The organism is Fictibacillus phosphorivorans (genome assembly GCF_007673525.1).
Lineage (GTDB): Bacteria > Bacillota > Bacilli > Bacillales > Fictibacillaceae > Fictibacillus > Fictibacillus phosphorivorans_C.
In genome coordinates, this window is sequence record NZ_VDZU01000001.1 from 2,453,757 (window position 1) to 2,479,150 (window position 25,394).

General features: G+C 39.3%; 25 protein-coding genes. All 25 read right to left on the reverse strand.

Features of this window, described 5'->3' with window-relative positions:
* Positions 1-7: 7 nt before the first annotated feature.
* The 25 genes from FS458_RS12200 to mraZ all read right to left on the reverse strand — a co-directional run bounded on the left by FS458_RS12200 (position 8) and on the right by mraZ (position 25,267).
* On the reverse strand, positions 8-283 hold the full coding sequence (locus FS458_RS12200; RefSeq protein WP_225218836.1) for a YggT family protein: 276 nt from the start codon (positions 281-283) through the stop codon (positions 8-10).
* A gap of 25 nt (positions 284-308) precedes the next feature.
* Positions 309-731: a cell division protein SepF gene (locus FS458_RS12205; RefSeq protein ID WP_144700902.1), complete on the reverse strand. Its 423-nt coding sequence runs from the start codon at positions 729-731 to the stop codon at positions 309-311.
* Between the two features lie 12 nt (positions 732-743).
* Positions 744-1,424, reverse strand: coding sequence for a YggS family pyridoxal phosphate-dependent enzyme (locus FS458_RS12210; protein ID WP_144700903.1), 681 nt, complete (start codon positions 1,422-1,424; stop codon positions 744-746).
* An 8-nt stretch (positions 1,425-1,432) separates the two neighbouring features.
* Positions 1,433-2,254 (reverse strand): peptidoglycan editing factor PgeF, encoded by an 822-nt coding sequence (gene pgeF, locus FS458_RS12215; protein ID WP_144700905.1) that lies wholly within the window; start codon positions 2,252-2,254, stop codon positions 1,433-1,435.
* A gap of 72 nt (positions 2,255-2,326) precedes the next feature.
* Positions 2,327-2,611, reverse strand: coding sequence for a YlmC/YmxH family sporulation protein (locus FS458_RS12220; protein ID WP_066289211.1), 285 nt, complete (start codon positions 2,609-2,611; stop codon positions 2,327-2,329).
* Positions 2,612-2,702: 91 nt separating this feature from the next.
* Positions 2,703-3,485 (reverse strand): RNA polymerase sporulation sigma factor SigG, encoded by a 783-nt coding sequence (gene sigG / locus FS458_RS12225; RefSeq protein ID WP_066240567.1) that lies wholly within the window; start codon positions 3,483-3,485, stop codon positions 2,703-2,705.
* A 121-nt stretch (positions 3,486-3,606) separates the two neighbouring features.
* On the reverse strand, positions 3,607-4,329 hold the full coding sequence (gene sigE / locus FS458_RS12230) for an RNA polymerase sporulation sigma factor SigE (RefSeq protein WP_137789730.1): 723 nt from the start codon (positions 4,327-4,329) through the stop codon (positions 3,607-3,609).
* A gap of 54 nt (positions 4,330-4,383) precedes the next feature.
* Positions 4,384-5,295 carry a sigma-E processing peptidase SpoIIGA gene (gene spoIIGA, locus FS458_RS12235; RefSeq protein WP_144700907.1) on the reverse strand — a complete coding sequence of 304 codons (912 nt, stop codon included), beginning with the start codon at positions 5,293-5,295 and terminating at the stop codon, positions 4,384-4,386.
* Positions 5,296-5,968: 673 nt separating this feature from the next.
* The gene (ftsZ, locus tag FS458_RS12240) at positions 5,969-7,153 is read right to left on the reverse strand and encodes a cell division protein FtsZ (RefSeq protein ID WP_144700909.1); all 1,185 of its coding nucleotides are present in this window, start codon (positions 7,151-7,153) and stop codon (positions 5,969-5,971) included.
* A 32-nt stretch (positions 7,154-7,185) separates the two neighbouring features.
* Positions 7,186-8,469, reverse strand: a complete 1,284-nt coding sequence (gene ftsA, locus FS458_RS12245; protein ID WP_137789733.1) for a cell division protein FtsA — start codon at positions 8,467-8,469, stop codon at positions 7,186-7,188.
* A gap of 136 nt (positions 8,470-8,605) precedes the next feature.
* Complete coding sequence (locus tag FS458_RS12250) at positions 8,606-8,959, reverse strand: small basic family protein (RefSeq protein ID WP_066393455.1); 354 nt, start codon at positions 8,957-8,959, stop codon at positions 8,606-8,608.
* A gap of 1 nt (position 8,960) precedes the next feature.
* Positions 8,961-9,668, reverse strand: coding sequence for a DUF881 domain-containing protein (locus FS458_RS12255; protein ID WP_144700911.1), 708 nt, complete (start codon positions 9,666-9,668; stop codon positions 8,961-8,963).
* A gap of 5 nt (positions 9,669-9,673) precedes the next feature.
* Positions 9,674-10,369 carry a DUF881 domain-containing protein gene (locus FS458_RS12260; protein ID WP_186320533.1) on the reverse strand — a complete coding sequence of 232 codons (696 nt, stop codon included), beginning with the start codon at positions 10,367-10,369 and terminating at the stop codon, positions 9,674-9,676.
* The gene (locus FS458_RS12265; RefSeq protein WP_144700913.1) at positions 10,356-11,129 is read right to left on the reverse strand and encodes a cell division protein FtsQ/DivIB; all 774 of its coding nucleotides are present in this window, start codon (positions 11,127-11,129) and stop codon (positions 10,356-10,358) included. The genes FS458_RS12260 and FS458_RS12265 overlap by 14 nt, the downstream gene beginning before the upstream one ends.
* Positions 11,130-11,358: 229 nt before the next feature.
* Positions 11,359-12,270, reverse strand: coding sequence for a UDP-N-acetylmuramate dehydrogenase (gene murB / locus FS458_RS12270; protein ID WP_144700915.1), 912 nt, complete (start codon positions 12,268-12,270; stop codon positions 11,359-11,361).
* Positions 12,271-12,731: 461 nt separating this feature from the next.
* Positions 12,732-13,832, reverse strand: coding sequence for a stage V sporulation protein E (gene spoVE, locus FS458_RS12275; RefSeq protein WP_144700917.1), 1,101 nt, complete (start codon positions 13,830-13,832; stop codon positions 12,732-12,734).
* A gap of 36 nt (positions 13,833-13,868) precedes the next feature.
* Positions 13,869-15,221, reverse strand: a complete 1,353-nt coding sequence (murD, locus tag FS458_RS12280; RefSeq protein WP_144700919.1) for a UDP-N-acetylmuramoyl-L-alanine--D-glutamate ligase — start codon at positions 15,219-15,221, stop codon at positions 13,869-13,871.
* Complete coding sequence (gene mraY, locus FS458_RS12285) at positions 15,222-16,196, reverse strand: phospho-N-acetylmuramoyl-pentapeptide-transferase (protein ID WP_144700921.1); 975 nt, start codon at positions 16,194-16,196, stop codon at positions 15,222-15,224. It lies immediately after the preceding gene.
* On the reverse strand, positions 16,193-17,575 hold the full coding sequence (locus tag FS458_RS12290) for a UDP-N-acetylmuramoyl-tripeptide--D-alanyl-D-alanine ligase (RefSeq protein ID WP_144700923.1): 1,383 nt from the start codon (positions 17,573-17,575) through the stop codon (positions 16,193-16,195). Before FS458_RS12290 ends, mraY begins: the two co-directional genes overlap by 4 nt.
* Complete coding sequence (locus FS458_RS12295; RefSeq protein WP_144700925.1) at positions 17,572-19,038, reverse strand: UDP-N-acetylmuramoyl-L-alanyl-D-glutamate--2,6-diaminopimelate ligase; 1,467 nt, start codon at positions 19,036-19,038, stop codon at positions 17,572-17,574. Before FS458_RS12295 ends, FS458_RS12290 begins: the two co-directional genes overlap by 4 nt.
* A 223-nt stretch (positions 19,039-19,261) precedes the next feature.
* Positions 19,262-21,196: a stage V sporulation protein D gene (locus tag FS458_RS12300; protein WP_144700927.1), complete on the reverse strand. Its 1,935-nt coding sequence runs from the start codon at positions 21,194-21,196 to the stop codon at positions 19,262-19,264.
* A 63-nt stretch (positions 21,197-21,259) separates the two neighbouring features.
* Positions 21,260-23,482 carry a penicillin-binding protein gene (locus FS458_RS12305; protein WP_144700929.1) on the reverse strand — a complete coding sequence of 741 codons (2,223 nt, stop codon included), beginning with the start codon at positions 23,480-23,482 and terminating at the stop codon, positions 21,260-21,262.
* Positions 23,483-23,497: 15 nt separating this feature from the next.
* Positions 23,498-23,857: a cell division protein FtsL gene (gene ftsL, locus FS458_RS12310; RefSeq protein ID WP_144700931.1), complete on the reverse strand. Its 360-nt coding sequence runs from the start codon at positions 23,855-23,857 to the stop codon at positions 23,498-23,500.
* A gap of 14 nt (positions 23,858-23,871) precedes the next feature.
* Complete coding sequence (rsmH, locus tag FS458_RS12315) at positions 23,872-24,804, reverse strand: 16S rRNA (cytosine(1402)-N(4))-methyltransferase RsmH (protein ID WP_144700933.1); 933 nt, start codon at positions 24,802-24,804, stop codon at positions 23,872-23,874.
* A gap of 31 nt (positions 24,805-24,835) precedes the next feature.
* Entirely contained in the window at positions 24,836-25,267 is a 432-nt protein-coding gene (gene mraZ, locus FS458_RS12320; RefSeq protein WP_144700935.1) for a division/cell wall cluster transcriptional repressor MraZ, read from the reverse strand.
* Between the last annotated feature and the right edge of the window lie 127 nt (positions 25,268-25,394).

The following is a 25,394-nucleotide window of genomic DNA, read 5'->3' on the forward strand; positions in this document are numbered from 1 at the left end:
CTTTCTCCTAAAGTGAACGAGCTATCATCTGTGCGATCGCCGATACACCAAAACGAGCAAAGTGCAGAGCCATTAAAGCTACGATTGGTGAGAGATCAATCATGCCAAGAGGCGGAATAATCTTTCGAAAAGGAGATAGATATGGTTCAACGAGTCTAGCGATCACTTGACCGATGGATGACTCACGAGCGTTTGGAAACCAAGATAATAGTATGTACCCGATAATCATGTAGTAGTAGATCTGAATAAGAGTTAGTACTACGTCTTCAACTGCATAGATCATATTCAATAATTTTCACCTGCCTGATTTAATCTTCTTCCATCATTTCAGAAATCGTTCCGGAAACATCAACATTTTCAGGAGTACACAAAAATGTATTCGGCCCTAACTTTTGTATGTCACCACCGATTGCATAAACAGTCCCTGATAAGAAGTCTACGATTCTTTTTGCTTGATCATGCGGAATTCTTTGTAAATTCATAACAACAGCTCGTCGATTCTTTAATTGATCTGCGATATCTTGAGCTTCTGCATATACACGAGGTTCTACAAGAACAACTTTAACTTGTTGTTGAATACTTTGAAGACTTACAACGTTCGGTTTTCCTTTTTTCGTATGAGACGGTGTGATTTCCTCTTCTTCAGGCATTGCTTCTTCCTCGTAATCGTCTTCATACTCATAATCGTCTTCCAGATCAAAAAAGCGCTTGAATTTTGTTTTAATTCCCATCTGTACCACCTCCTAAAATTCTTTTCCTACTAAACTCGTCCCTATTCTAATAAATGTTGCACCTTCTTCAACAGCAATCGAAAAATCGTTAGACATTCCCATAGATAATTCAGTACATGGAGCATGAACCAATTCTAGTTTCTGTATTTCCAATTGAAGTTGCTTTAATGTAGAAAACACGTTTCTGATTAAGGATTCATCATCAGTAAAAGGTGCCATAGTCATGAGTCCGACAACCTTAATACGATCGTAGTCTTTTAATTTATCGACAAAAGCGACTACATCTTTTACTGGCAAACCATGTTTGGAATCTTCTTCGGCTACATTAACTTGTACAAAGCAAGAAATGGGCCTGTCTGCTCGTTTTTGAATCTCACTCGCTAAACTTAAACGGTCTAACGAATGAATATAATCCACATGCTCGATCACTTCTTTTACTTTTCTAGTTTGCAGAGTTCCTATAAAGTGCCATTTAACTGACGTGTCTTTCAAAAATTCTTTTTTGGATAGCAGTCCTTCTATCCTGTTCTCACCGATATGTTCAATACCTGCTAAAACAGCGTCTTTTGTTGTTTCATTACTCACATATTTCGTCACAGCGATCAAATTAACGCCCTTTGAAGATCTGTTTTTTTTCTCGCATGCAATTTGAATTTCATTTAAGATGTGTTCTTTGTTTTCTTTGATACCCAATTTCTTAATTAATCCCCTTTCCTGCCTATATAACTCATCATTCTTCCCGTCTTGCCTCTGTCTTTACGATGTGAAAAGAACAGGTCGTTTCGACAGCTCGTACATTGATCTGAAACGATAATATTTTCAGGCAGTACTCCAGCTCTTAAGAGAAGGATTTCATTTAGTTTTTTCAAGTTTAATTGATAGTTTCCTGCTGCATTCTTCTTATAAACGGTGTCTTCATTATCTCCACCTAATGCTGCTTTTACTTCTTTAATTACTCGATCATCTACCTCATAACAGCAATGCCCTATAGAAGGACCAATTGCGGCTAATACCGCCTTCACGTCAACATTCTCTTTATCTTTCCAAGCTTTGATCATTGCTGGACCGATTTTTGCTACTGTTCCTTTCCATCCCGCGTGTGCGAGTCCGATCAAGTTATCGTTCGGCGAAAAAAAATAGAGAGGTACACAGTCCGCATACAGTGACGTTAAAAGGATGTTTTCATCTGACGTATATAATCCATCTGCATCGGGAATTGCCGTTTCAAAATCTAAAGAACCTAATCCTCTATCTTTTTTAGATACCTTTACAATATTTTCAGCATGAACTTGTTTAGAACCTACCCAATTTTCAACCGGAAAACTGATGTCATCTGAAAATAATCTGCGGTTTTTCCGAACCGTATCTGGATCATCGTTCACATGAAAACCCATGTTCATAGAATGAAAGGGCATTGTACTATTCCCGCCTTCACGTGTTGTGAAACCAGCAATAACCTTAGAATTTATCTTATGCCAAATCTGTATTGCAAGATGCTTTCCAGATTGTTCAAATGTGTTCATAGTATGTACTCCTCCTGGAAAGTTTTATCTTTATTTTACCACAATTTAAAGCAAGAAAGAAAAAAGAACCGTTTATTTCAATTGATCAAACGGTTCTTTAACATATTCATTTAATTCGCTAGCTTCCATATGTCTAACAAGAATAACATCTGCACCGATCTTAACAATATTTCTCCAAGGTATCACGATGTCGTTCTCTCTTGCAAAAAAACCAAGCATCTTTCCAGCACCAGGGATGATGATCGCATCTATCTTTCCTGTATTTAAGTTGATTTCAAGATCAGCTATATGACCTAGTTTTTTTCCATTTGCTACGTTAACCACATCTTTCACTTGAAAATCTGATATTTTATTCATCTACGATCCCCGCCTTTCTTCTTTCAGTATATGAAGGACAAAGCTATTTCATGTTTCTGTCCAAAAATAAAAAAACCCGTTAAAACGGGTTTTAGCTGCTTTGGATATTCTTATTCATCTGAGAGATCGCTGCTTTTTCAAGTCTTGATACTTGCGCCTGTGATATACCGATCTCATCAGCGACTTCCATTTGCGTTTTTCCTTGAAAGAAGCGCATCGTTAAGATCATTTTTTCTCTATCATTCAAACGTCGCATTCCTTCTTTTAAAGCAATTTCCTCAATCCACTGCATGTCTTTTGCTTTATCATCGCTGATTTGATCCATAACAAAGATCGGATCACCGCCATCATTGTAGATCGGTTCGAATAGTGAAACTGGATCTTGAATGGCATCAAGTGCAAAGACCACTTCTTCTTTCGGTACATCTAGAGCTTCTGCAATCTGTTGTGCGGTTGGCTCCCGAGATAGTTTGTTCATAAGCTGATCTCGAACTTGCAGTGCTTTGTATGCGATATCCCTTAAGCTTCTTGAAACTCTTATCGGGTTATTGTCTCGAAGATACCGGCGAATCTCACCAATGATCATCGGAACCGCATAGGTAGAAAACTTAACATTCTGACCTAGATCAAAATTGTCTATGGACTTCATCAGCCCAATACATCCTACTTGAAATAAATCATCTACATGCTCTCCGCGGTTGTTGAACCGTTGAATGACACTCAGAACGAGCCTGAGGTTTCCGTTAACCAAAGTTTCGCGTGCATCAGGATCACCTTTATGCATCTTATCAAAAAGAATACGCATCTCTGGATTTTTTAAAACAGGAAGCTTTGATGTGTCAACTCCGCAAATCTCAACTTTATTTCTTGTCAAGTCTTTTCCCTCCTGCCGGGAGCTAATTTCAAATTAAGTATCACCGAACGGAGGGAAATTTATGCAATTGTAATTTTACAGAAAACGGTCAGAACTGATTAAAAGCTATATTCAATCTGTGTTAAACCATTTTATTAAATTCTTTTTGAAGTCTCTTTATGATCCGCTTTTCCAGCCTTGAAATATAAGACTGAGAAATTCCGAGCATATCTGCTACATCTTTCTGTGTTTTTTCTTCGCCACCTGATAGACCGAAGCGAAGTTCCATGATCTGTTTTTCACGATCGTTTAATGTAAATAGTGCTTTTAATAAAAGTTTACGATCTACATTTGCCTCAATTCTGCGCGTTATTATGTCATCTTCTGTCCCAAGAACATCTGAGAGCAAAAGTTCGTTCCCATCCCAATCCACATTTAACGGTTCATCAAACGATACTTCTGACCTAGTCTTGTTGTTACGGCGTAAATACATCAAGATCTCGTTCTCTATACATCTTGATGCATAAGTCGCGAGCTTGATTTTTTTTTCTGGATTAAACGTGTTTACTGCTTTAATAAGGCCAATTGTTCCGATACTGATTAGATCTTCAATGTTAATCCCTGTGTTCTCAAACTTTCGTGCAATGTATACGACTAAACGAAGGTTTCTTTCGATCAAAAGAGATTTTGCAGCCTGGTCACCAGAAGGAAGTTTTTCAAGCAGAACCGCTTCTTCTTCTTTACTAAGCGGAGGGGGTAAAGCTTCATTTCCACCAATATAATAAATCTCATCTGACTTCAGCCCCAACTTGAATAGTAACTTATACCAGTACATCGTCATTTTTAAACGCCACTTATTAAACATGTTAACTCCCCTTTCACATTATCTTCTTTTAAGTTCTTTCACGTATCTCCTATGTTAGGACGCTTGTACATGTTGCAGGTGCATCTTTGGATGAACGATAGCATCAAACTGACCTTCGCTAGATAATACTGTCCAGCTCAAGCCTATGAGACACTGCGGAGATGCTGCCGATACTCCATCCTTTTCTATTTCTACGGCATCTGGTTTTACACAAGCTAAAAACTGTTGATGTCCTACTGCACGATAAGGCACGATTCGAAGTCTGTTCAACCAAGGGTGTTCATTGTCATCTGTATTCATTGTAAGGACGTTTTTGGCAGCAGTTCGAATGATCTCTGGAAAAGAATCACAGTGTTTGTTCATATCAAGGATCATGACAGGCATTTTAGAAATAGGATCGTATAATTTATTACCGGTATCAATAAGTCCATTTGCAGATATCAAGATCTGGTCTATTTTGATAGTAACTTTGACAAGACTGTTGGAATCCATTTTTTCCACAGAAATATCATCTACTCTTTTCTTTGAAAAGTACCAAAGTAGAGGAACACCTGCTACTACAAAAAGCCAGCTGATCGGGTCACCCATACCTGAACTTTTTGTCGTGATAACGCCATTCATAATCACAGCATCACTTTGCATAAAATAATGAAGACCGAAAATACCTCCACCCGTCACAAAAGAAACAAAATAAAACATGGCGATATTTTTCATTACAAACTTGAAACGCTTAAAGCCAAACGCCACAATCATAATAAAAATGGATAGGATAAATTTCATGATTGGCTGTGAAAATAACATTAGTTCTGGAAAGATTACTAAAAACACATAACTTGAAGCTAATAACGAAGCAGATAGGATTCTCTTTTTCGATGCATTGCGCTTAAGCACATACGCTGTCAGAGAGATTAGAACATAATCAATGCAGAAATTAAGAAACCAAATGACATCCAAATAAAGGGTCATTGGTTTTCTCCTTTCTTAAATTTGAAATCAGTATAACGTATAGGTTGTTTGAAAGTCTGTCAGTTTATGAGAGAAGTAAAGTTCTTATTTTCTCTATTTTTGTCAAAATAACTTATATGTTAGGTATACGCTTTTCGGACAAGAATATGACAAAATCTAAAACATTTTACGTTTGTTTTGTTGTTTTTGGAAGTGGTTGATTTCCGTTTCAGGTGCTCGCTTTCCGCGGGGCAGGCGGTGAGCCACATTCTTACGTTTCACTTTTAAGTGTCTCACCTGCCCGCCTGTCCTAGCCTAGAGTCTCCCATCTTACACTCCAATAAACTATTCAATGAAGCATTTTATTAATCTCTCTGTAGCATCATTCTACTTGTCAACATGCTAGTTGTAGAAAAAGACAAGGGGAATATTTTTTTGAAAGGCTGTTTTCTATAGAGTTGTTGCTTTAAATGTTTTAATCTCTTTTTGTTCTCTTCCTTTGCATGTTGATTGAAGCGTATGGTTGCCGACTCCTACGGGACGAGCGGTCAGGTGGAGACTCCTATGGCGCAAAGCGGTAGGAGGCTCACCGCACGCCCCCGTGGAAAGCGAGCAACCTGGAGCGGGGATCAACCTACTAACAAAACAAAAAAGCATGCTCTCTAAAATAGAGAACATGCTTTCATTTTTGTATTTATCTTCTTCTGTTACGGCTGCGGTTACGCAAGAATGTTGGAATATCAAGTGTATCTGAATCAGCATTCGTGTAAGAAGTATTTCTAGACTCTTGGCTTTCTTCACGAGATTGCCCTTGAGACTGACTTTGTGGTTGTGATTGAGTTTGAGACGAATGAGACTGATTAGATGTTGGAGCTTGCTGCATTCTAGGACGCTCAGCTCTCTGTTGGTTGTTCACCATCTTTTCAGTTTCATCAAATCCAGTTGCGATAACCGTAACTAGAATCTCATCTTTTAGTTCTTCGTTAATTACGGAACCAAAGATCATGTTTACTTCAGGATCTGAAGCAGATGAAACGATATCTGCAGCTTCGTTCACCTCATATAGGCTCAAGTTTGCTCCACCTGTAATGTTCATCAATACACCTTTTGCTCCATCGATAGATGTTTCAAGAAGTGGAGATGAAATGGCTTTTTTCGCAGCCTCAGCAGCACGGTTTTCACCAGTACCTACACCAATACCCATAAGTGCGGAACCGCGTTCAGTCATGATCGTTTTTACATCGGCAAAGTCAAGGTTGATCAATCCTGGTACTGCGATCAAATCAGAAATACCTTGTACACCTTGGCGAAGAACATTGTCCGCTTCACGGAAAGCTTCAAGCATCGGAGTGTTTTTATCTACGATCTCTAATAATCGATCATTCGGGATAACAATCAATGTATCAACTTTTTCTTTTAGTACAGAGATTCCACCTACCGCTTGCGTAGAACGCTTGCGGCCTTCAAAAGTGAACGGTCTTGTAACAACACCAACTGTAAGGGCACCAAGATCTTTAGCGATCTCTGCGACTACAGGTGCTGCACCAGTACCTGTTCCACCACCCATACCAGCTGTTACGAAGACCATATCAGCACCGCTAAGTGCCTCTTCGATCTGCTCTCGGCTTTCTTCAGCAGCTTTTTTACCGATATCAGGATTCGCACCTGCACCTAGTCCTCTTGTTAATTTCGTTCCGATCTGCATTTTTACAGGCGCTTTTGATAGATTCAAAGCTTGTGCATCTGTATTCACACAAATAAATTCTACACCTTGTACACCATGTTCGATCATACGGTTAACAGCGTTACTTCCGCCGCCACCAACACCAATTACTTTAATTGTCGCCAATTGATCCATATTCATATCAAACTCTAACATGAGCGTTCCTCCTAATGACTAGTTCCTTAATGTTATTCAAAAAATAAACCAAACCAGTCTTTGACTTTTGATTTCATGCCACCGGATTGTTTTTCTTGTCCCGATTTTTGGCTGGATTGTTGTTTCTTTTTCGGTAAAGGTTCTCCAGCGTTATCAGCTAACGCAGTGGCAACTTCTTTTCCTTGAACTTTAATATTTTTGTGAGTGAATTGGATTAACCCCACACCTGCTGTAAACTTCGGTTCTCTAACCCCGATATAATCCGGCAAGGAAACACGTACGTTCTGTTGGAAGATATCTTGGGCGAGCTCAAGTACTCCTGGTATTGCAGCAACTCCGCCTGTAATAACAAAACCGCCTGGCAGTTCGGAATATCCGCGCTGATGCAATTCATCATCAATCATCTCAAATATTTCAGCCATACGAGCTTCAATGATTAACGAAAGTTCGTATTGCGAGATTTCTTGTTCTTGTGAAGATCCAATTTGCGATACTGTAAATGTCTCATCTTTTGATGCATAATCCACAAAAGAATGACCATGCTTTAGCTTGATCTTTTCTGCATCTTCAGCAGACGTTCTTAATCCGATGGATATATCTTTTGTGATAAAGTCTCCACCAACAGGAAGAACGGATGTTAACTGCATGGTCCCTTGATCAAAAACAGATAGTGTAGTAGAACCCCCACCAATATCGATCAGTGCTACACCAAGCTCCATCTCATCTCGTGAAAGTGCAATCGATGATGTTGCCAATGGCTCTAAACAAATATCCGCCACTGTAAGTCCAGCTCGTTCTACGCAACGTAATAAATTATGTAAGATTGTCTTGGAACCAGTTATCACTGTTCCTTCCATCTCAAGGCGAACACCTAACATACCTCGAGGATCAATAATCTCATCTGTACCATCAACAATAAATTGTCGAGGAATCACATCTATAATTTCGCGTTCTGGAGGCACTGACATAACCTGAGCTGCCTCTATTACTCTAGCGATGTCTTCATCACCGATCTCTCGGTCTTCTCTTGATACCGCAACTACACCGTGGCAAGGCTGAAGTTGAATATGGTTTCCTTTTACACCTACGATTACAGCATTAATTGGAATACCTAACATTCTTTCTGCTTGCTCTACGGCTTTTCTTATGGAACGAACAGTTTCGTCAATATCTACAATGGAACCTTTTCTGATTCCAGCTGATTTTGCATGGCCAACACCAATAACATTAAAGGACTCACTAGTCATTTCTCCAATGATCACTTTAATATTGGATGTACCGATGTCTAAACTTACATAAATTTCATTGCTGTTCATTCTGTGGCACCTCCTTACCTTTCATCCAAAAAATCTTCTTAAATTTTTAAAAATCCCTTAATTTGCGCTTAATTATGGAATAAATTCCACAAACAACGGGTTATCCCTCTTTTTTTTTACCGTTTTTTCAAATTTTTTAGGCCTTTTTGCGCGAATCTGACCATTTGGAAATAATTAAGCGTCTAATAACAGCGATATTATTAAACAACCTAACACCAAATGCAAAAATTGCAGCTAGATACAGATCGATACCAAGGTGTACCCCTAAGTATGCGAGCCCTGCAGCCAATAAAATGTTAAAGAAAAAACCTGTAATGAACACTTTATCTTCAAAACTGCCTTGAAGATGTGCACGTATACCACCGAATAAGGTATCGAGTGCAGCTAAGACAGCTATTGATAAATAGTTTGCATATTCTGGAGGGACCCGGATATCAGACATGAAACCTAATAGTAGACCTAATAACAGTCCAAGTACCGGCAACCACATCTTACGTTTCCTCCTTTGCCGGTTTCATAAACTTCACCTTCATATCTTTATCGAAAGCTGGCAAAATAACTTTAGCCGTTTGTTTGGATTCGACGAGAAAATTTTCTCGGATAAACTCCTCTACAGCGGGTGAAGCAATGATCTTCTGATGAAGTTTTTCATTGTCTTTTGCCAAAACTCTGATTTCAATCGGAAATGATGAAACAGGCTCATTGTTTATGTAAATGTTTCCATTCACTTCCCGGATCGGGGTTTTAGATACGACGCGTTGGCCATCTATAGAGATCTCATTCGCATCATATCGGTTTAGTTCGTTTACAAGTCTTCTAAGCATATCAGGATCTATTTTAGGAACAGGTTGACCTACTCCAATTAGCTCTTCACTAAAAGGTTCGATCGTTATTACGATTCCTTGTCCGCTAATCGTTGTTAATCCTGCCTGTTTTTTTAAATCCCATAGCGCTTTTTCCATTGCTTGGATTTTTTCGTCCTTACCTTCACCTTTGTATTGGTTCAGGAGTTCACTATAGCGTTCATATTCCTCATTAAGCTCCTGCTGACGCTGTTTTTCTTTTTCCAAATCAGCTCTTAATTCCCATAAATCTCTAGTATCCCGAACAACAGGATTGTTTGTGGTCTCAAATTGGATCGCCAGCATTCCGCCAAGTATGAGGGCAATTGTTGCAAACATGAATTGTCTTTCCTTCAACTAACTCATCCCTCTTCTGTAATAAATGGCTCCATCTCGATCGCGCTTTCTTGCTCCACTCTTACTTCTACACCATCATTAACAATTTTATCGACGATGTATAGATTCAAAGATTTCTCTAGGGTTGTGGAATTACCAATTGCTGTGATAACAAAGGGTGCAGGATATTGGTTGCCATCCACAGAAACGACAGGACCGATACAAGCGATATACGTATCGTGAGAGATTCTTTGACCGTTTATAGCAATGGCTTCTGCACCCGATACGTGAAGTTCGTCAATGACACTTCTTATATGTTCTTCATGGACGATATAATCGTTAGGGTTCTCCCCTTCCGGTATATAGGAGGAATCTTGTAGGGTAACTTCTACCCCCTCCCCTTTCACTTTTACGTTTCCTACTACCATTCTGAGCTCTTTTAAATCTTCTACTAGTTTAGAAGATATCTCCTCTTGATCTGCTAGCTTATTTTCTTTCTTCTCAACATTTTGCTGCAGACTTTGAAGATCGCCTGCTAATTCTCTATTTGTTTTTTGAAGATTTAAGATTTGGCTGCGCAATGAATCTTCCTTTTTCCATTCATTGTTCTGCACAACATTTTGCTTTTCGATCTGCGCTCTCTGATAGGAGAAAGATAATATGAACCCGGTAACGAGTAGGATTAAAGATAGGAAAAGATGCGTCCCTTTAATTTTTCTCATTACTTTCCTCCACTTGGTTGTATCGTTCAAAACGTGTGCTGATTCCTAAATAGAACGTTCCTTTTTCCTCAGGCTTTAACTCGCTCACTAAAGATGGATAAGCTGTCAGCCTTTCTGAAAACTTAGAGATAGTTGTCACCACTTTGTTTCCATCCGTCATAAACAACGTTAGCTGGTTTGAACTGTTGGATGAAGGTGTATGTGTGATTTCAGATATACGATGAATAATTCCTTCAGGCAGCTTCTGCAGTTCCTGTGCCATCATCTCTAGTTGTTCTGGATCTTTCCAGCTGACGATTACAGGTGCATTTACTGGTCTCTCATTTTTCTTTAAAGGCTCTAACATTTTCCCGTTCTGAAGCATCGGGTAGTATACGTTCTCTTTCCTGAAATACCCGACTCGTTGAAATTCACTCACTTTAATTACAACTTGGTTAAAAAATTTCTTTTGGATGGATACAGAACTAACCTCTGAGATATCCTCGAGCCGCTCCATAATTTCATCTTCAGATACATTCAAATACTTTGTCTTTGTTGAAATTTTGCTTTGTTCAAGAATCTCATTGTCGGTTACAAAATAGTTGCCTGAGACGGTAATTTTCTTCACATGACTAAGATCTGATTGAAAATAAACGACGACCAACAATAACAGGAAGAAAAAGGACAAGTAATAAATAAGACGACGATTTGCTTTTTGTTTGCGATGTTCTTTCAGCTTCGGAATTCGGTCCTCAATCTTGACAACCTTTACCTTGTCCATCCTCTTCCTCCGTTTTATAAGTTAGTACAAGAAACATTAACGGTTGACCAGAAATAAAAGAACTTGGCAGATAGACGCCAAGTCTTCAAAAAGGTACTGATAACAGTCCAACTGTCAGAAGATAACGAAATGTATGGTTCGTTTCGAAACGTCAAAAGTTAATTTTTTCTTGTTCTTTGTATTATAGCACGGATAAGCCGCAATTCAGCACTATTTATCCAATTTTTTGTTAATCATTTCTACCAATGATTTCAACTTCTGTATGAAGTTCAACACCATGCTTTTCTTTAATCGTTTTTTGTATATAACTGATAAGATCCAGCACGTCCTTGGCTTTTGCATCTCCAGTATTCACAATAAAATTAGCGTGCATCTCCGAAACTTGTGCTCCACCAATTTGAGTCCCTTTAAGTCCCGATGTTTCAATGAGATGTCCTGCATAATTAGGCAGCGGATTACGGAAAACACTGCCACAGCACGGATAGTTCCATGGCTGTGTGTTTCTGCGATAATCTTTATTCTTCTTAAGCTCTGCCATGATCGTTTCTTTATCCCCTTTATCCAAAACAAGGATGACTTCAACACAGATTCCACCTGTCTCTTGGAGAACAGAAGTACGGTAAGAGAATTTCAGTTCTTCATTAGAAAGCCATGTAAGCTCACCATCAGGTAATAAAATCAAAGCTTTATCAACGATCTTTGACATATCGGATCTATGCGCACCTGCATTCATGAATACAGCTCCGCCAACTGATCCCGGAATACCTGCTGCAAATTCTAGACCCGTATAAGCTTCGCGTGACATTACAGTGGCTAGCGGAATAAGCGAATACCCCCCGCCAACTCTAATCGTGTTATCATTTTTTTCAAGGTGGTTGATCCCCTCCCCTACTTTAATGACAACCCCTTCTATGCCCCCGTCTGCAACTAGGAGGTTAGAGCCTCTTCCAATTGCACGTATTGGTGCGTTGGCTTCTTTTATATAACTTAATGCTTTTTTTAGACTTTCAATGTCTTTCGGTTCATAAAAAAGGTCAGCTGGTCCACCAATTTTTAATGTGGTGTGATTTTTTAATGGTTCATTTACAAGGACAGTTCCTAAATCTTCATTTTTTAATTTCTCAGCTAATTGGCTATACATAATTAAAAACCCCCTACGTTCATACGCATCGTTCTATTTATATGCTATGCGTTAATCTTTTCCATGTTTTCATTGTCCTTAAACATCGACAAAGTAGTATTCGTCAGAACTAACGATTTTGTTTCTTATTTTTGAAAAACTACATCTGATTATCATTGTCGCTCTTGGATGTGGTTGATTTCCGTTACAGGATGCTCGCTTTCCGCGGGGCAGGCGGTGAGCCACATTCGTACGTTTCACGTATAAGTGTCTCACCTGCCCGCCTGTCCCGCAGGAGTCTCGCACCCTCCACTTCAATCAACTGTCGAGATGACAAGAATTTAAGAGCAGAGACTAGCGTATAAGAATCAATAACATTAAAAAACAAATATAGAAAAAGAAGTTACCCTGCCATAATTGACAGGGTAACGTCTTTAAATCGCTATGTTTAGAATAAGAGAATTTCCTTTGAAACTCAAGTATTAATACCTTGAATACCGGCTAATATTGAGGATTACTCCAATTGACGCGAGCATTAGAGTTAATGAAGATCCTCCATAACTTAAAAATGGAAGTGTTATTCCAGTTACAGGCATCAATCCTGTTACAACTCCGATATTAATCATCACTTGAATAGCGACCATCCCTATAATTCCTATCGCTAAAAAGCTACCGAATAGATCTGGAGCTCCTAAAGCGATCCTGATTCCTCGCCATAAGAGAAGACTAAAGAGGATTAATACAAAAACAGCGCCGATAAAACCAAGCTCCTCCGAGAGGATCGCAAAAATAAAATCCGTTTGAGGTTCTGGTAGGTAACCGAATTTTTGTCTGCTCTGCCCTAAACCTAATCCAAGCAATCCACCTGGTCCGAGTGAATAGAGAGATTGGATAATCTGAAATCCGCTGCCTAAAGGATCACTCCAAGGATCAAGGAAAGAAGTAATCCTCTTAATTCGATAAGGAGCAGAAATAATTAATCCCGCAAGTCCGATAAGACCGATTAAAGCCATCCCTACAAAATGGGAGATACGCGCACCTGCAACAAAAACCATCACAATACTTGTTCCGACCATTACTGCTCCTGTTCCTAGGTCGGGCTGAAGCATAATCATGCCAAATGCGATCATCACTAATCCAAGAGTAGGTACTAAACCTTTTTTAAGAGAAGTGATCTTTTTTTGATGCTCTGATAGATACTTAGCCAGGAAAGTAATCATGGCCAGTTTCATAAATTCAGACGGCTGTATAGAAAAAGCACCTACACCAATCCAGCTTCTAGCACCACCACGCACCATACCAATACCTGGGACAAGAACCGCGATCAATAGCACAAAACAAATAATCAGAAGAATCTTAGACCAGACTCTCCACGTCATGTAATTGATGTTCATGATAAAAAACATCGCTGCAATACCAACACCGGCAAATAACAATTGTCGCTTTGCAAAAAAGAACGCATCATCAAACTTGTATAGCCCTAAATCTGCACTAGCGCTATAAACCATTATTATGCCGATCGATAACAACATAAGCGTAACTACAATCATTATGATATCAGGGGTTGATTTCGTTGCAGGCAAAGGGAAACACCTCAACTCTTCTTATTTGTACAAACCTTATTTAAGTTTATGCACAGAGTTGATAAACATGTCCCCTCTTTGTTCAAATGTCTTATATTGATCCCAGCTAGCACATGCAGGAGACAATAAAATGACATCTTCTTCGGCAGATAGACTGTACGCAAGGGGAACAGCATCTTCCACATTATCAGCACGTTTTATCGTTTCTATTCCTGCCTGTTCCGCTGTATCCGCTAATTTATCAGCTGTTTGACCAAAAGTAACGATCGCTTTTACATTTTTTAGTGATGGAAGCAGATCATCAAATGAATTTCCACGATCAAGACCACCAGCTAGTAAGATGACGGGTTGTTCAAATGCAGACAACGCTGCATTCGTCGCTAATATATTCGTAGCTTTTGAATCATTATAAAAACGTCTGCCATTAAACTCTCCTACGTACTGCAGACGGTGTTTAACCCCAGGAAACGAAGTTAGAACTTGATGTATCTGTTTCAACGTAGCACCTGCTAATAAGGATGCCGCGACAGCTGCCATAATATTAGACAGATTATGTTTACCTGGCAACACGACCTCACTTAGATCAATAACTTTTTGGTCCTGAAAATAAAGGGCACCATCTTCAACATAAACCCCACCATCATATTTTTTTGTTACAGAAAATGGGATATGCTGCGCTTTAGAATCCTTCATCAAATGTGAAACACGTTCATCATCTGCGTTATAAATCACATAATCAGATGGATCTTGGTTCTCAGTAATCTTAGCTTTTGCTTTTCCGTATTCATCAAGAGAACCATGATAATCTAAGTGTGCTTCAAATAGGTTCAGAAAAACGGCAATCTGTGGCTTAAAACGCTCTGTTCCCATCAATTGAAAGCTAGAAAGTTCAGCTACTAATATATCTTTCTCTGTCGACTCCGCTGCTACCTCAGAGAACACAGTACCTATATTCCCTGCTACGATAGGTGTCTTATCACTGTTTTTTAACATATCACCAATAAGAGTAGTGGTGGTTGTCTTACCGTTTGAACCTGTAATCGCAATAATTGATGCCTCTGAAATCATACCTGCTATTTCCACTTCAGTATAAACTGGAATGTTACGTTTAACCGCTTCAGCAATCAAAGGATTTTGATATGGAATTCCTGGATTCTTTACAATGAAATCCAACTTTTCATCTAGTAATGTCAGCGGATGATCGCCACATACTACTTTAATTCCAAGCTTCTCAAGTTTTTCTGCTTCCACATTACCTTCTCTAGGGCTTTTATCGTTCACTGTTAATTGTGCCCCAAACGAATGAAGCAGTTTTGCACCAGCAAAACCGCTCTTAGCTAACCCTACGATTAATATCTTTTTGTTTTTAAAAAATGTAGTGTCTTTCATCTATACCCACACCTCTAAATAAATTCCTAGTGCTGCAAATACCAATCCTACAAGCCAAAATGTAACGACGATGCGCCATTCACTCCAGCCTGACAGTTCATAATGATGATGAAGCGGGCTCATCTTAAATACACGCTTACGAGTAAGTTTAAACGATGCTACTTGAATCATTACAGAAAGCGTTTCGATTACAAAAACTCCACCGATAATAACTAGTAAAATCTCAAGCTTTGTTAGAATCGCGACCGCGCTAATCGCACCACCTAATGCAAGTGAGCCAGTGTCTCCCATAAATACTTTTGCTGGGTGTGCATTAAAAACTAAAAAACCTAGTACTGCACCAACCACTGCTACACAAAAAATAGCAGCTTCAAATTGAAGAATAGTAGAAGACAAAACAGCAAACGCACCAAAAGCAATAGCTGCTGTTCCCGCTAACAGTCCATCCAATCCATCCGTAAGGTTTACCGCATTTGAAGCACCGATTAACATGAATACAACTAATATTGGGTAAAACCATCCTAGATCAAACGAAACATCTGTTCCAGGAACCGAAATTTCTGTTGAGAAATCAATGGCTCTTAGCCCAAGGAAGAAAAGAGCTGCAATGATTAATTGACCTACTAATTTTTGTTTTGATGTTAAACCTAGATTTCTTTTCTTAACTACTTTAATAAAATCATCTAAAAATCCTATAAGTCCGTATCCTAATGTAACAAGGATAAGCAAGTGGGTCTCTGCCGTAACAGCAAAAAACTTAGCAGTCATCGCATATGTTGCGATAACTAGGGCTAAGACGATAACAATCCCGCCCATTGTAGGTGTTCCCTGCTTTTTTTGGTGAGATTTTGGGCCTTCATCCCGAATGCTCTGCCCAAATTTTAATCTTCTTAAAAACGGGATAAAAAAGGGTGAACTTAATACCGCGATTAAGAAGGATGCAACTAATGTAAATAATAAGACTTGCTCAATCATTTTTTCGACTCCTGTTCTTTCTCTACAAATTTCGAGACTAGGGTTTCTAATACCATCCCTCTTGATGCTTTAAAAAGAATAGCAGTGTCTTTTGATAATAATTTAGCAATAGGTTCTTCCGCTTCTTCTTTTGTTAGACATTGAATAACCTCAAGTCCGTCATTTTTTTGTTTCTTTAGTTCGTCTGCAATCCAAGCACCTTTTTGCCCCACGCATATCACATGAGAAATCGATTCATTCACATGCTTCGCTATGTTTCGATGCATCTCTTCTTCATTTGAACCTAATTCATACATATCTCCAAGAACTGCAACTTTATTAGAATAATCTTTTAGTTCAGCAAGTGTATCTAGAGCTGCAATCATACTCGTTGGACTAGCGTTATAGGCATCGTTGATAAGAAGAGTATCCTTCTTACCGCTTTTCATTTCAAGACGCATGGAAGTAACTTTAAGGTTCTCAAGTCCTTCTAGTATCTTATTTTCTTCGATATTCAAGTAATGCCCTACAGCTATGGCGTATGCTGCATTTTTTATATTATGTCGTCCTAACATCGGTATGCGATACACAGTTGTACCTTCTTCTAAAGAAAACGTAACACCATGTGCATCTGTCTTAAGGTTAGATAACTTCAATGTGTTGGAATCACCAAATCCAACTTGCAGAACGTTCTCACCTTTTACATGTGAAAGAAGCGGCTCATCTCCATCGATGATAAACAGCCCGCCTTGTTTTAATCCATCTGCAATCTCAAGTTTCGCTTTAGCGATTCCTTCACGACTACCAAGCTGTTCAAGATGGCTTTCACCGATATTTGTAATAACAGCAACATCTGGCTCTGCGATCTTACTTAAAAGTGATATCTCACCATAATCACTCATACCCATTTCTAGGATCAATACTTCTGTAGTATCTTCCATCGCTAGGATGGTCAAAGGCATTCCAATATGATTATTATAATTTCCTTGCGTTTTAAACGTCTTAAAGTTTTCAGAGGAAACACTTTCGATCATATCTTTTGTCGTTGTTTTTCCGTTACTACCCGTTACAGCTACTACAACAGGATTGATCTTCTTCAAGTAATATTTAGAGATATCTTGCAAAAATGTTACTGTGTCTTTTGTGTAAAGGATAGGAAAACCTTCCGGCAATCCTTCTGGAAGATCTTTTCCTTCTTGCCAGACTGTAGCCGTGCAACCTTGCTCGATCGCATTTAACAGAAAATCGTGACCATCAAACCGCTCACCGGCTATCGGTAAATATAGGGCATTCTCGCTTTTATGTCTCGTATCTTTAGAAACACCTTCTAATATTAAGTTCTCATACTTACCACTCGTACGATCTACTAATGAGACCAGTTCTTTAAAATCTAATTTCATTTTTTCACCGCCTTAATTGCTTCCCTTGCAACGATCCTATCATCGAATTCTAATATATCTTTTCCAATGATTTGATAGGTTTCATGACCTTTTCCGGCTATAAGTATAACATCGTTTGCACGAGCCTTTTCAACCGCATGTTCGATTGCCTTTTTTCGGTCAGGGATGGTCACATAATTCCCATCGTCTACACCCTCTTCCATATCTTTTAAGATTTGAAGAGGATCTTCTGTTCGTGGATTATCACTTGTGAAGATGGCATGATCAGCTAAGTTAGCCGCAATTCCTGCCATGAGTGGCCGCTTGGTCTTATCACGGTCACCACCACATCCTACGACCGCTGTTATTTTCCCGGTTGCAAACTCTTTAATCGTTCGTAATACATTCTCTAAACTATCTGGCGTATGTGCGTAATCAACGATTACCGTAAAATCTTGACCTGCAATAACAGGTTCAAATCTGCCAGAAACGCCAGTTACTTCTTTTAGACTAGCAAGAATCTGATCCAGATCTAATCCAGATAACAAACAGGCTGTGGTTGCTGCGAGCACATTATAAACAGAAAACTTTCCGATAAGCTTCAATGTAACTTCTCTTGAACCTATAGGAGTTTGCAGCTTAAACGTAGTGCCTTGCGATCCGATCATTATATCGGTTGCTCGAACGTCGCTATCGTTGTCAATTCCATAAGAAACAACCTGTGCGGAAGTCACTCTTTCAAACATTTTTGAAGCTGGATCATCATTATTAAGAACAGCGACTTTACGATCTGATCTGTTATAAGTATTACCCATTTGTGAGAACAGAAGACTCTTTGCAAACTGGTATTCTTCCATATTCTTATGGTAGTCCAAATGATCTTGTGTCAAGTTCGTGAAAACAGCGATATCAAAGTCACATCCCCATACTCTACCTTGAACGAGAGCATGCGAAGACACTTCCATTACGGCCGCTTCCACTTTTTCTTCGGTCATTTGATAAAAAGCATTCTGCAAAAATAATGAATCAGGTGTAGTATTCGCTACCTTAAAGCTTTGATCTTTTATTTTCATTTCAATCGTGCCGATCATCCCAGTGCTTTTCCCAGCATCTCTTAAAACTTTTTCAATGAGATGAGAAGTTGTCGTCTTCCCATTCGTACCGGTAATCCCAATCAAATGGAGTTTTTGGGAGGGATGACCATAAAAAGCATCTGCTAAAACCGCAAGAGCTTTTTTTGTGTTTTTAACTTTTATAACAGGAATGTTAACATCAATATCTTTCTCGGCTAAAATAGCAGCAGCTCCGTTATTCGCAACGGTTTCTGCAAAATCATGTCCATCAAACAGAAGCCCTTCCATACATACAAAGAGACAGCCTTTCCCAGCTTTCCTGGAATCCATTTCAATGGAGGTAATTTCAGGATTGGCTTGAATATCCATTTCATAGTTCACTAAATATGTAAGCAGTTCTCTTAATTCCATTAATCCTGATCTCTCCTCTAATCATCGTTAAGCGTATAGTCAAAAATAGCGAAATCTCACATGTGTTGCAGCTCATATAAAGGTCTTTTTTGGTGTTATCTTATATGCCGTTCGAATAAGTGCACCAAAATAACATCTTTCTATAAAAGAGCGTTTTATATGCATCTTTAAAGAAAATAAGCCAAGCAAGATTCCGCGCTTGGCTATGTGTACATTCTTTATTTTAATCTTCCACTTCTTTTTTGTCACCCAAAAATAAACGAATCGTTTTACCAGCTTCTAGCTTTACGCCAGCTTTAGGAGCTTGCTGTACGATGTAGTTCCCTTTTCCGGATGTTTCAATTTTGAGATTATACAGCAGGTTCGTAAGCTCTTTCGTTTGTTTTCCGACTAAATCCGGAACGACTACTTCAGGAGCATCGAGCCATGTTTTCTCTTTTTCTATCTGATCTTTTTGCTTTTTAACGCCCATAGCAGAAAGGCTGTCTTCTATAATATTACCAACGATTGGCGCTGCCACAATCCCACCAAACTGCAGTGTTTCTTTTGGATTATCTATAGCAACATAAACAACGATCTCAGGATTGTTAGCAGGAGCCATCCCGATAAAGGAGACGATATGGTTGTTCTTTAAATAAACGCCACCTTCAGCCTTTTGAGCAGTCCCCGTTTTCCCTCCAACCCGGTAACCATCAACGAATGCATTCTTTCCAGTCCCTTGAGCTACAACACTTTCTAATGCGCGTCTAACTTCTTTAGACGTTTTTTCAGAGATCACTTTTCTTTTAAGTTTTGGTGTCTGCTTACTAACGACTTTCCCAGTAATAGGATCCACTAATTCTTTAGCTATATATGGTTCGTACAGATAGCCTCCGTTTACGGCCGCAGACACAGCAGCTACTTGTTGAATTGGAGTCACAGAAACACCTTGCCCGAATGCGGTTGTTGCAAGTTCTAGCGGTCCAACACGATCTAAGGAGAATAAGATTCCTTTACCTTCACCAGCCAAATCAACACCTGTCTTTTCTCCAAATCCAAAGTCTTTAATATATTCAAATAGTTTATCTTTACCTAGACGTTGACCAAGAATAACAAACCCTGGGTTGCATGAATTTTGAACACCTTCTAAGAAGGTCTGACTGCCATGCCCTCCCGCTTTCCAGCATTTAAGCTTTCTCCCTGCAACTTCGATCGATCCAGGATCGTGAAAATGATCTTTATCTAAGTCAACTTTATCTTCTTCGAGTGCTGCAGCAAGCGTGATGATCTTGAAGGTAGAGCCTGGTTCATATTGAGCCCACACTGGTAAATTTCGATTGTATACTTCCGGCGAAACTCGTTTGTACTCTTCCGGGTCAAAATCCGGTCGTGAACTCATTCCAAGGATTTCACCAGTATTCGGATTCATCGCTATAGCGATTGCTCCATCAGGGTCATAGGTAGCTTGTGCGATATCAAGCTCTCGCTCAATAATGGTTTGAACACGTGAATCTGTCGTTAATCTGAGGTCATAGCCATCTTTCGGTTTTTCATACTTGTCCGATAACGATGGCATTCTGCGTCCCCTTGCGTCCGAGAAGAAAGAGATATGACCTTTTTCACCGTTCAGCTGTTCATCATAATAGAGTTCTAGTCCTGTGAGCCCTTGACTGTCAATACCTGCAAATCCAAGTACATGAGAAAGATAGGATCCGTACGGGTAGTGCCTTTTGCTATCTTCCGCAACAAAAACACCTGGTAGATTCAAAGCTTCAACCTCTTTTGCCTTCGTATTGCTGATCTTTCGTCCTCCATTATCGATTCTCACGATAGAGGCTTTCTTTGTGAGTCTTTGGTACACTTCTGTTTTCGATATATTTAACAAAGCAGCCAACTTTTCAGCAGTTTCTTCAGGTTCCTTAATCTGCCTTGGAACGACAAAGACGGTCGGAGCGCTAATATTTGTGGCGAGTACCACGTCATTACGATCTAGAATCTTTCCCCTTTTTGGTTCAAAAGGAATGTCTCTGCTCCAAGAATCAAGGGCTTGATCTGTCAACATATCTCCAAGCACAAATTGAACGTAGCCAAGTCTTACAGAAATAACAAAAAAGAAAGCTATTCCAAAAACAAGAACAAAAATTAAGCGCCTGCGTACAGTTACATTCGAAACTCGCACACACAATACCTCCCTTGTATGTCTCGTTTCAAATATATGCTTGTACACAAGCGCCTAGAACATTTAGTCTGTTAGCGGAAGATCTTCATCTTGTGACTGTTCCTCACTAGAACCTGGGTCTTCCACGTTCTCTTCTTCTTCAGAATCTGTTTCTGATTCTGTTACTTTAGGAGGTTCTAGTTGAACAACAAAGAAATCTCCTTCTTTAACGGGGTTTCCGGGTTTAATGCTTTGTTTTACTGCAAATCCACTTCCCGTTATCGTTTCTTTCAATCCAAGAAGCTTGCTGATCCTTAAGATATCCATGTAAGACCAGTCTTTAACATCAGGCATTTTTGCATCACCAGACGTTCTTAATATGACTCTTTCACCTTTCATAACATAAGCACCCTCATATGGTTCTTGGTTGGTGATATCCTTACCTGAACCAATGACGGAAACCTGCATTCCGAGTTTTTCTAAATCACTCTTTGCTTTCTCAGCAGATTGTCCAGTGTAATCTGGTAATTCTTTACCATAAGATTTCTTTATTTTAGAAGCCTGATTTTTCACTTTAGCTTCAGGCTGAATATTTAAATATTGGAGCCCGCTTTTCATAACGCTTGTAAAAATATTAGCTACTGGTGTAGAACCCATCTCAGGGAACTCAACCTTAGGACGTTCCACAGCTACATATACTAAAAGTTTAGGGTCATCTTTAGGAGCCATTCCCAAGAAAGAGAATACGTTCTCTCCCCAACCAGAGATGTACTTTCCGTCTTTTCCTACAATCTGTGCCGTTCCTGTCTTTCCAGCTACGCTATAACCATCGATCATATAAGGTTTACCTGTTCCATCCGTTACTACTGTTTCTAATATATCTCGTACTTGTTTTGCAGTTTCTTCAGAAATAGGTTTACCCGCTACTTTCGGCTCATTTGATAACACCGTCTTCTTCGTTTCTGGGTCCATGATCTTGTCGATCACGTATGGTCTCATCATCTTACCACCATTTGCAATAGCTGTAGCGGCTTGAATCTGTTGAATCGGAGTTACGGTCGTTCCTTGGCCGAACGCAGTGGTTACTTTTTCGATCTCATAGTTATAAAGAATTGATCCACTCTTCTCATTCGGCAGGTCAATGTTCGTCTTTTGATCTAATCCAAATTTAGAGAGATAACTTCTATATTTCTCATAACCTAGTTTTTCGCGTACAAGTTTTGAGAACGCAACGTTAGAAGAATTTTGAACTCCTTCATTATAAGTAATCGGTCCCCAGCCTCTTTTATTATGATCGTAGATTGGTCTTCCGATGTTCGGAAGCTTGTACGACCCAGATTGGAACACCTCATTACCGTTGTATTTACCTTCTTCAATGGCTGCTGCCAATGTGAAAATCTTCATTGTTGATCCCGGTTCAAACGGATATGAAACAGCGAAGTTCGTATAGTTTTTTATATCCTTTTTGTTCGGATTAAAACTAGGTGAATTACTCATCGCGAGAATTCTTCCCGTCTTCGGATCAGCAACGATGCCAGTAATCTTTTCTGGCTTATATTTCTTAGCAGCTTCTTGCACCGCTTCATCTAAGTACAGTTGAATCTTCTCATCAAGAGTTAAATAGATATCCTGACCATGTTTCGGTGGTGTGATCGATTCTTTATTTGCTGGAATCGCACGACTGAAAGCATCACCAACAAAGGAGATTTTGCCATCCTTTTCTTGTAAATACTTATCTAGGGATTTTTCAAGTCCCATCAGTCCAGTCTGGACGCCTTCTTCACCATTTCCAGTGTATCCTAGTACATGAGCGGCAAAGCCTTGGTTAGGATAATAGCGTCTAGATTCTCTTAAGAAATCTACACCCGGAATCTTCATCTTTTCGATCTGCTCTTTTTTGCGATAAGAAACTTTTCTTCCAGATGGGATCTCAACTTGAAATCTGCCTTCTTTACTCAAAAGCTCTTTTAAGTCTTCTTTGTCAGAATCTAGTACTTTTGAAAGTTTTTCTGCAGCTTCTTCTGGGTCTTTTATATGATTAGGATACTTTTTGTCGAGAATGGCAATCACGCTGTATGATGGAATATCTTGTGCTATCACTTCACCGTTCCGGTCAAACATCGTTCCACGCTTCGCATCTAAGACGTCACTCTTCAACCATTTTCTCTTACCATATTCGATCAAGTCGACCCCTTCTGCGGATTGAGAGGAAGCTACAAGAAAGAACTTACTTGTTAATACAAAAAAGAGCACGGTAAACACAACCATCAGAATACCTGCTCCAACGTTTTTTCTTTTTAATTTCATAACAACACCTGCTTTTTAGTCCTGAACCACTTTTACGTTCTTATCGTCAAAGATGAATCCTTGTTCCTTTGCCAACTTCATGATGCGTTCTGGATTGCTAAGTTCTGTTACTTGAAGGTGATAATCTTCAACGATCTTTGTTTCAGCAGTAAGGTCCTTTTGAATACTCTCAACTTCAGCAGTTGCCTGATAAACAGACGCGTATAGAGAAATGAGCCAAATCAATCCGGCAATTAAGACGACCCCCATAGCTCCCCACAATACGACTTCACCTTTTGTAAATATTTTTCGGGATGGTTGCTGTACCGGTTTTGGGTTTCTTTCTGGCTGTAACTGTACTTGTTGTTTTTGAACTTGATAGGCTAAATTGCTCACTTTAGCTCTCCTCTCTATTTTTGTTTTTCCGCGACCCTCAATTTCGCTGAGCGTGATCTTCTGTTTTCTTCAAGCTCGTTGTCTGTAGGTACGATTGGTTTTCTCGTGATGAGTTTTAATTCTGGTTTGTATTCTTCTGGTATAACCGGCAGTCCTGGAGGGAGTTCCGGACCTGTGCTTGCTTTTTTTAGTATATTTTTACACGCACGATCTTCTAAAGAATGAAATGTGATAACCGCAATCCTGCCACCGACAGCCAATAGTTCAATGGAATCATGCAGCGCATCTTCAAAAGCGTTCAATTCATCATTTACAGCGATACGAATGGCTTGGAAAGTCCGTTTTGCAGGATGGCCACCTGTTCTTCTTGCAGGAGCAGGTATAGCATCCTTTATTATTTCGACAAGTTCGCCAGTTGTTTGAATTTCTTTTTTCTCACGAGCCGCTTCAATCTTTCTAGCGATCTGTTTAGCGAATTTTTCTTCGCCATATCTTGAGATAATCTTCATCAACTCATTGAACGACCATTCATTCACAACTTCTTTTGCTGTAAGATCACTTGATTGATCCATTCGCATATCAAGTTCAGCATCATGCTGGTAGCTAAACCCTCTATCCGCTTCATCTAGTTGCGGAGATGAGACACCTAGATCAAAAAGGATGCCATCCACTTTATGTATGCCACGTTTAGAAAGCTCTTCTTTAATATGACGGAAATTGCTGCGAATAATCGTATACTTTCCTTCATGTTCCTTTAGTACCTGACGGGCGTTTTCAATAGCTATGTCATCTTGATCAAATGCATATAGATGGCCAGTTTCTAATTGAGACAGAATAAGTGCACTATGACCTGCCCCACCTAACGTACAATCAACATAAATTCCATCTGGTCTCACGTGTAAAGCATCTACTGATTCTTGTTTTAAAACGGTTATATGGTCAAACATGGAAAATTCCTCTCTGCAATAAACTTAAGGGTTATAAATCAAAATCCATCAGACTTTCTGCAATTTCTCCAAATGAGTCTTCTGATTTTGAGAAGTATTCTTCCCAAATTGATTTACTCCAAATTTCAATTCTATTCGACACACCTATCACTACGCAATCCTTTTCTAGTTTTGCATAGTCTCTGAGCGGAGATGCAATGTTCACTCTTCCCTGTTTATCTAACTGACATTCAGCAGCTCCAGAAAAGAAAAAACGAGTAAATGCACGTGCATCCTTTTTAGTGAATGGCAAACTCTTCAGTTTATCTTCGATGACTTTCCACTCATTTAAAGGATATCCGAATACACATTGATCCAACCCGCGAGTTAAGATAAACTCTGTGCCTAGTTCTTCACGAAATTTGGAGGGGATGATCATACGTCCTTTTTCGTCGATGCTGTGCTGATACTCTCCCATGAACATATGATCACCCCACTTTCTCCCCTAAATCTACCACAACGCTCCACTTTTCACCACTACAAGTATTATTCGTGTACAAAAAAAAAAATCCTGCTGTAGGACAGGATTTTTTCTAAAATATTTTATCGTT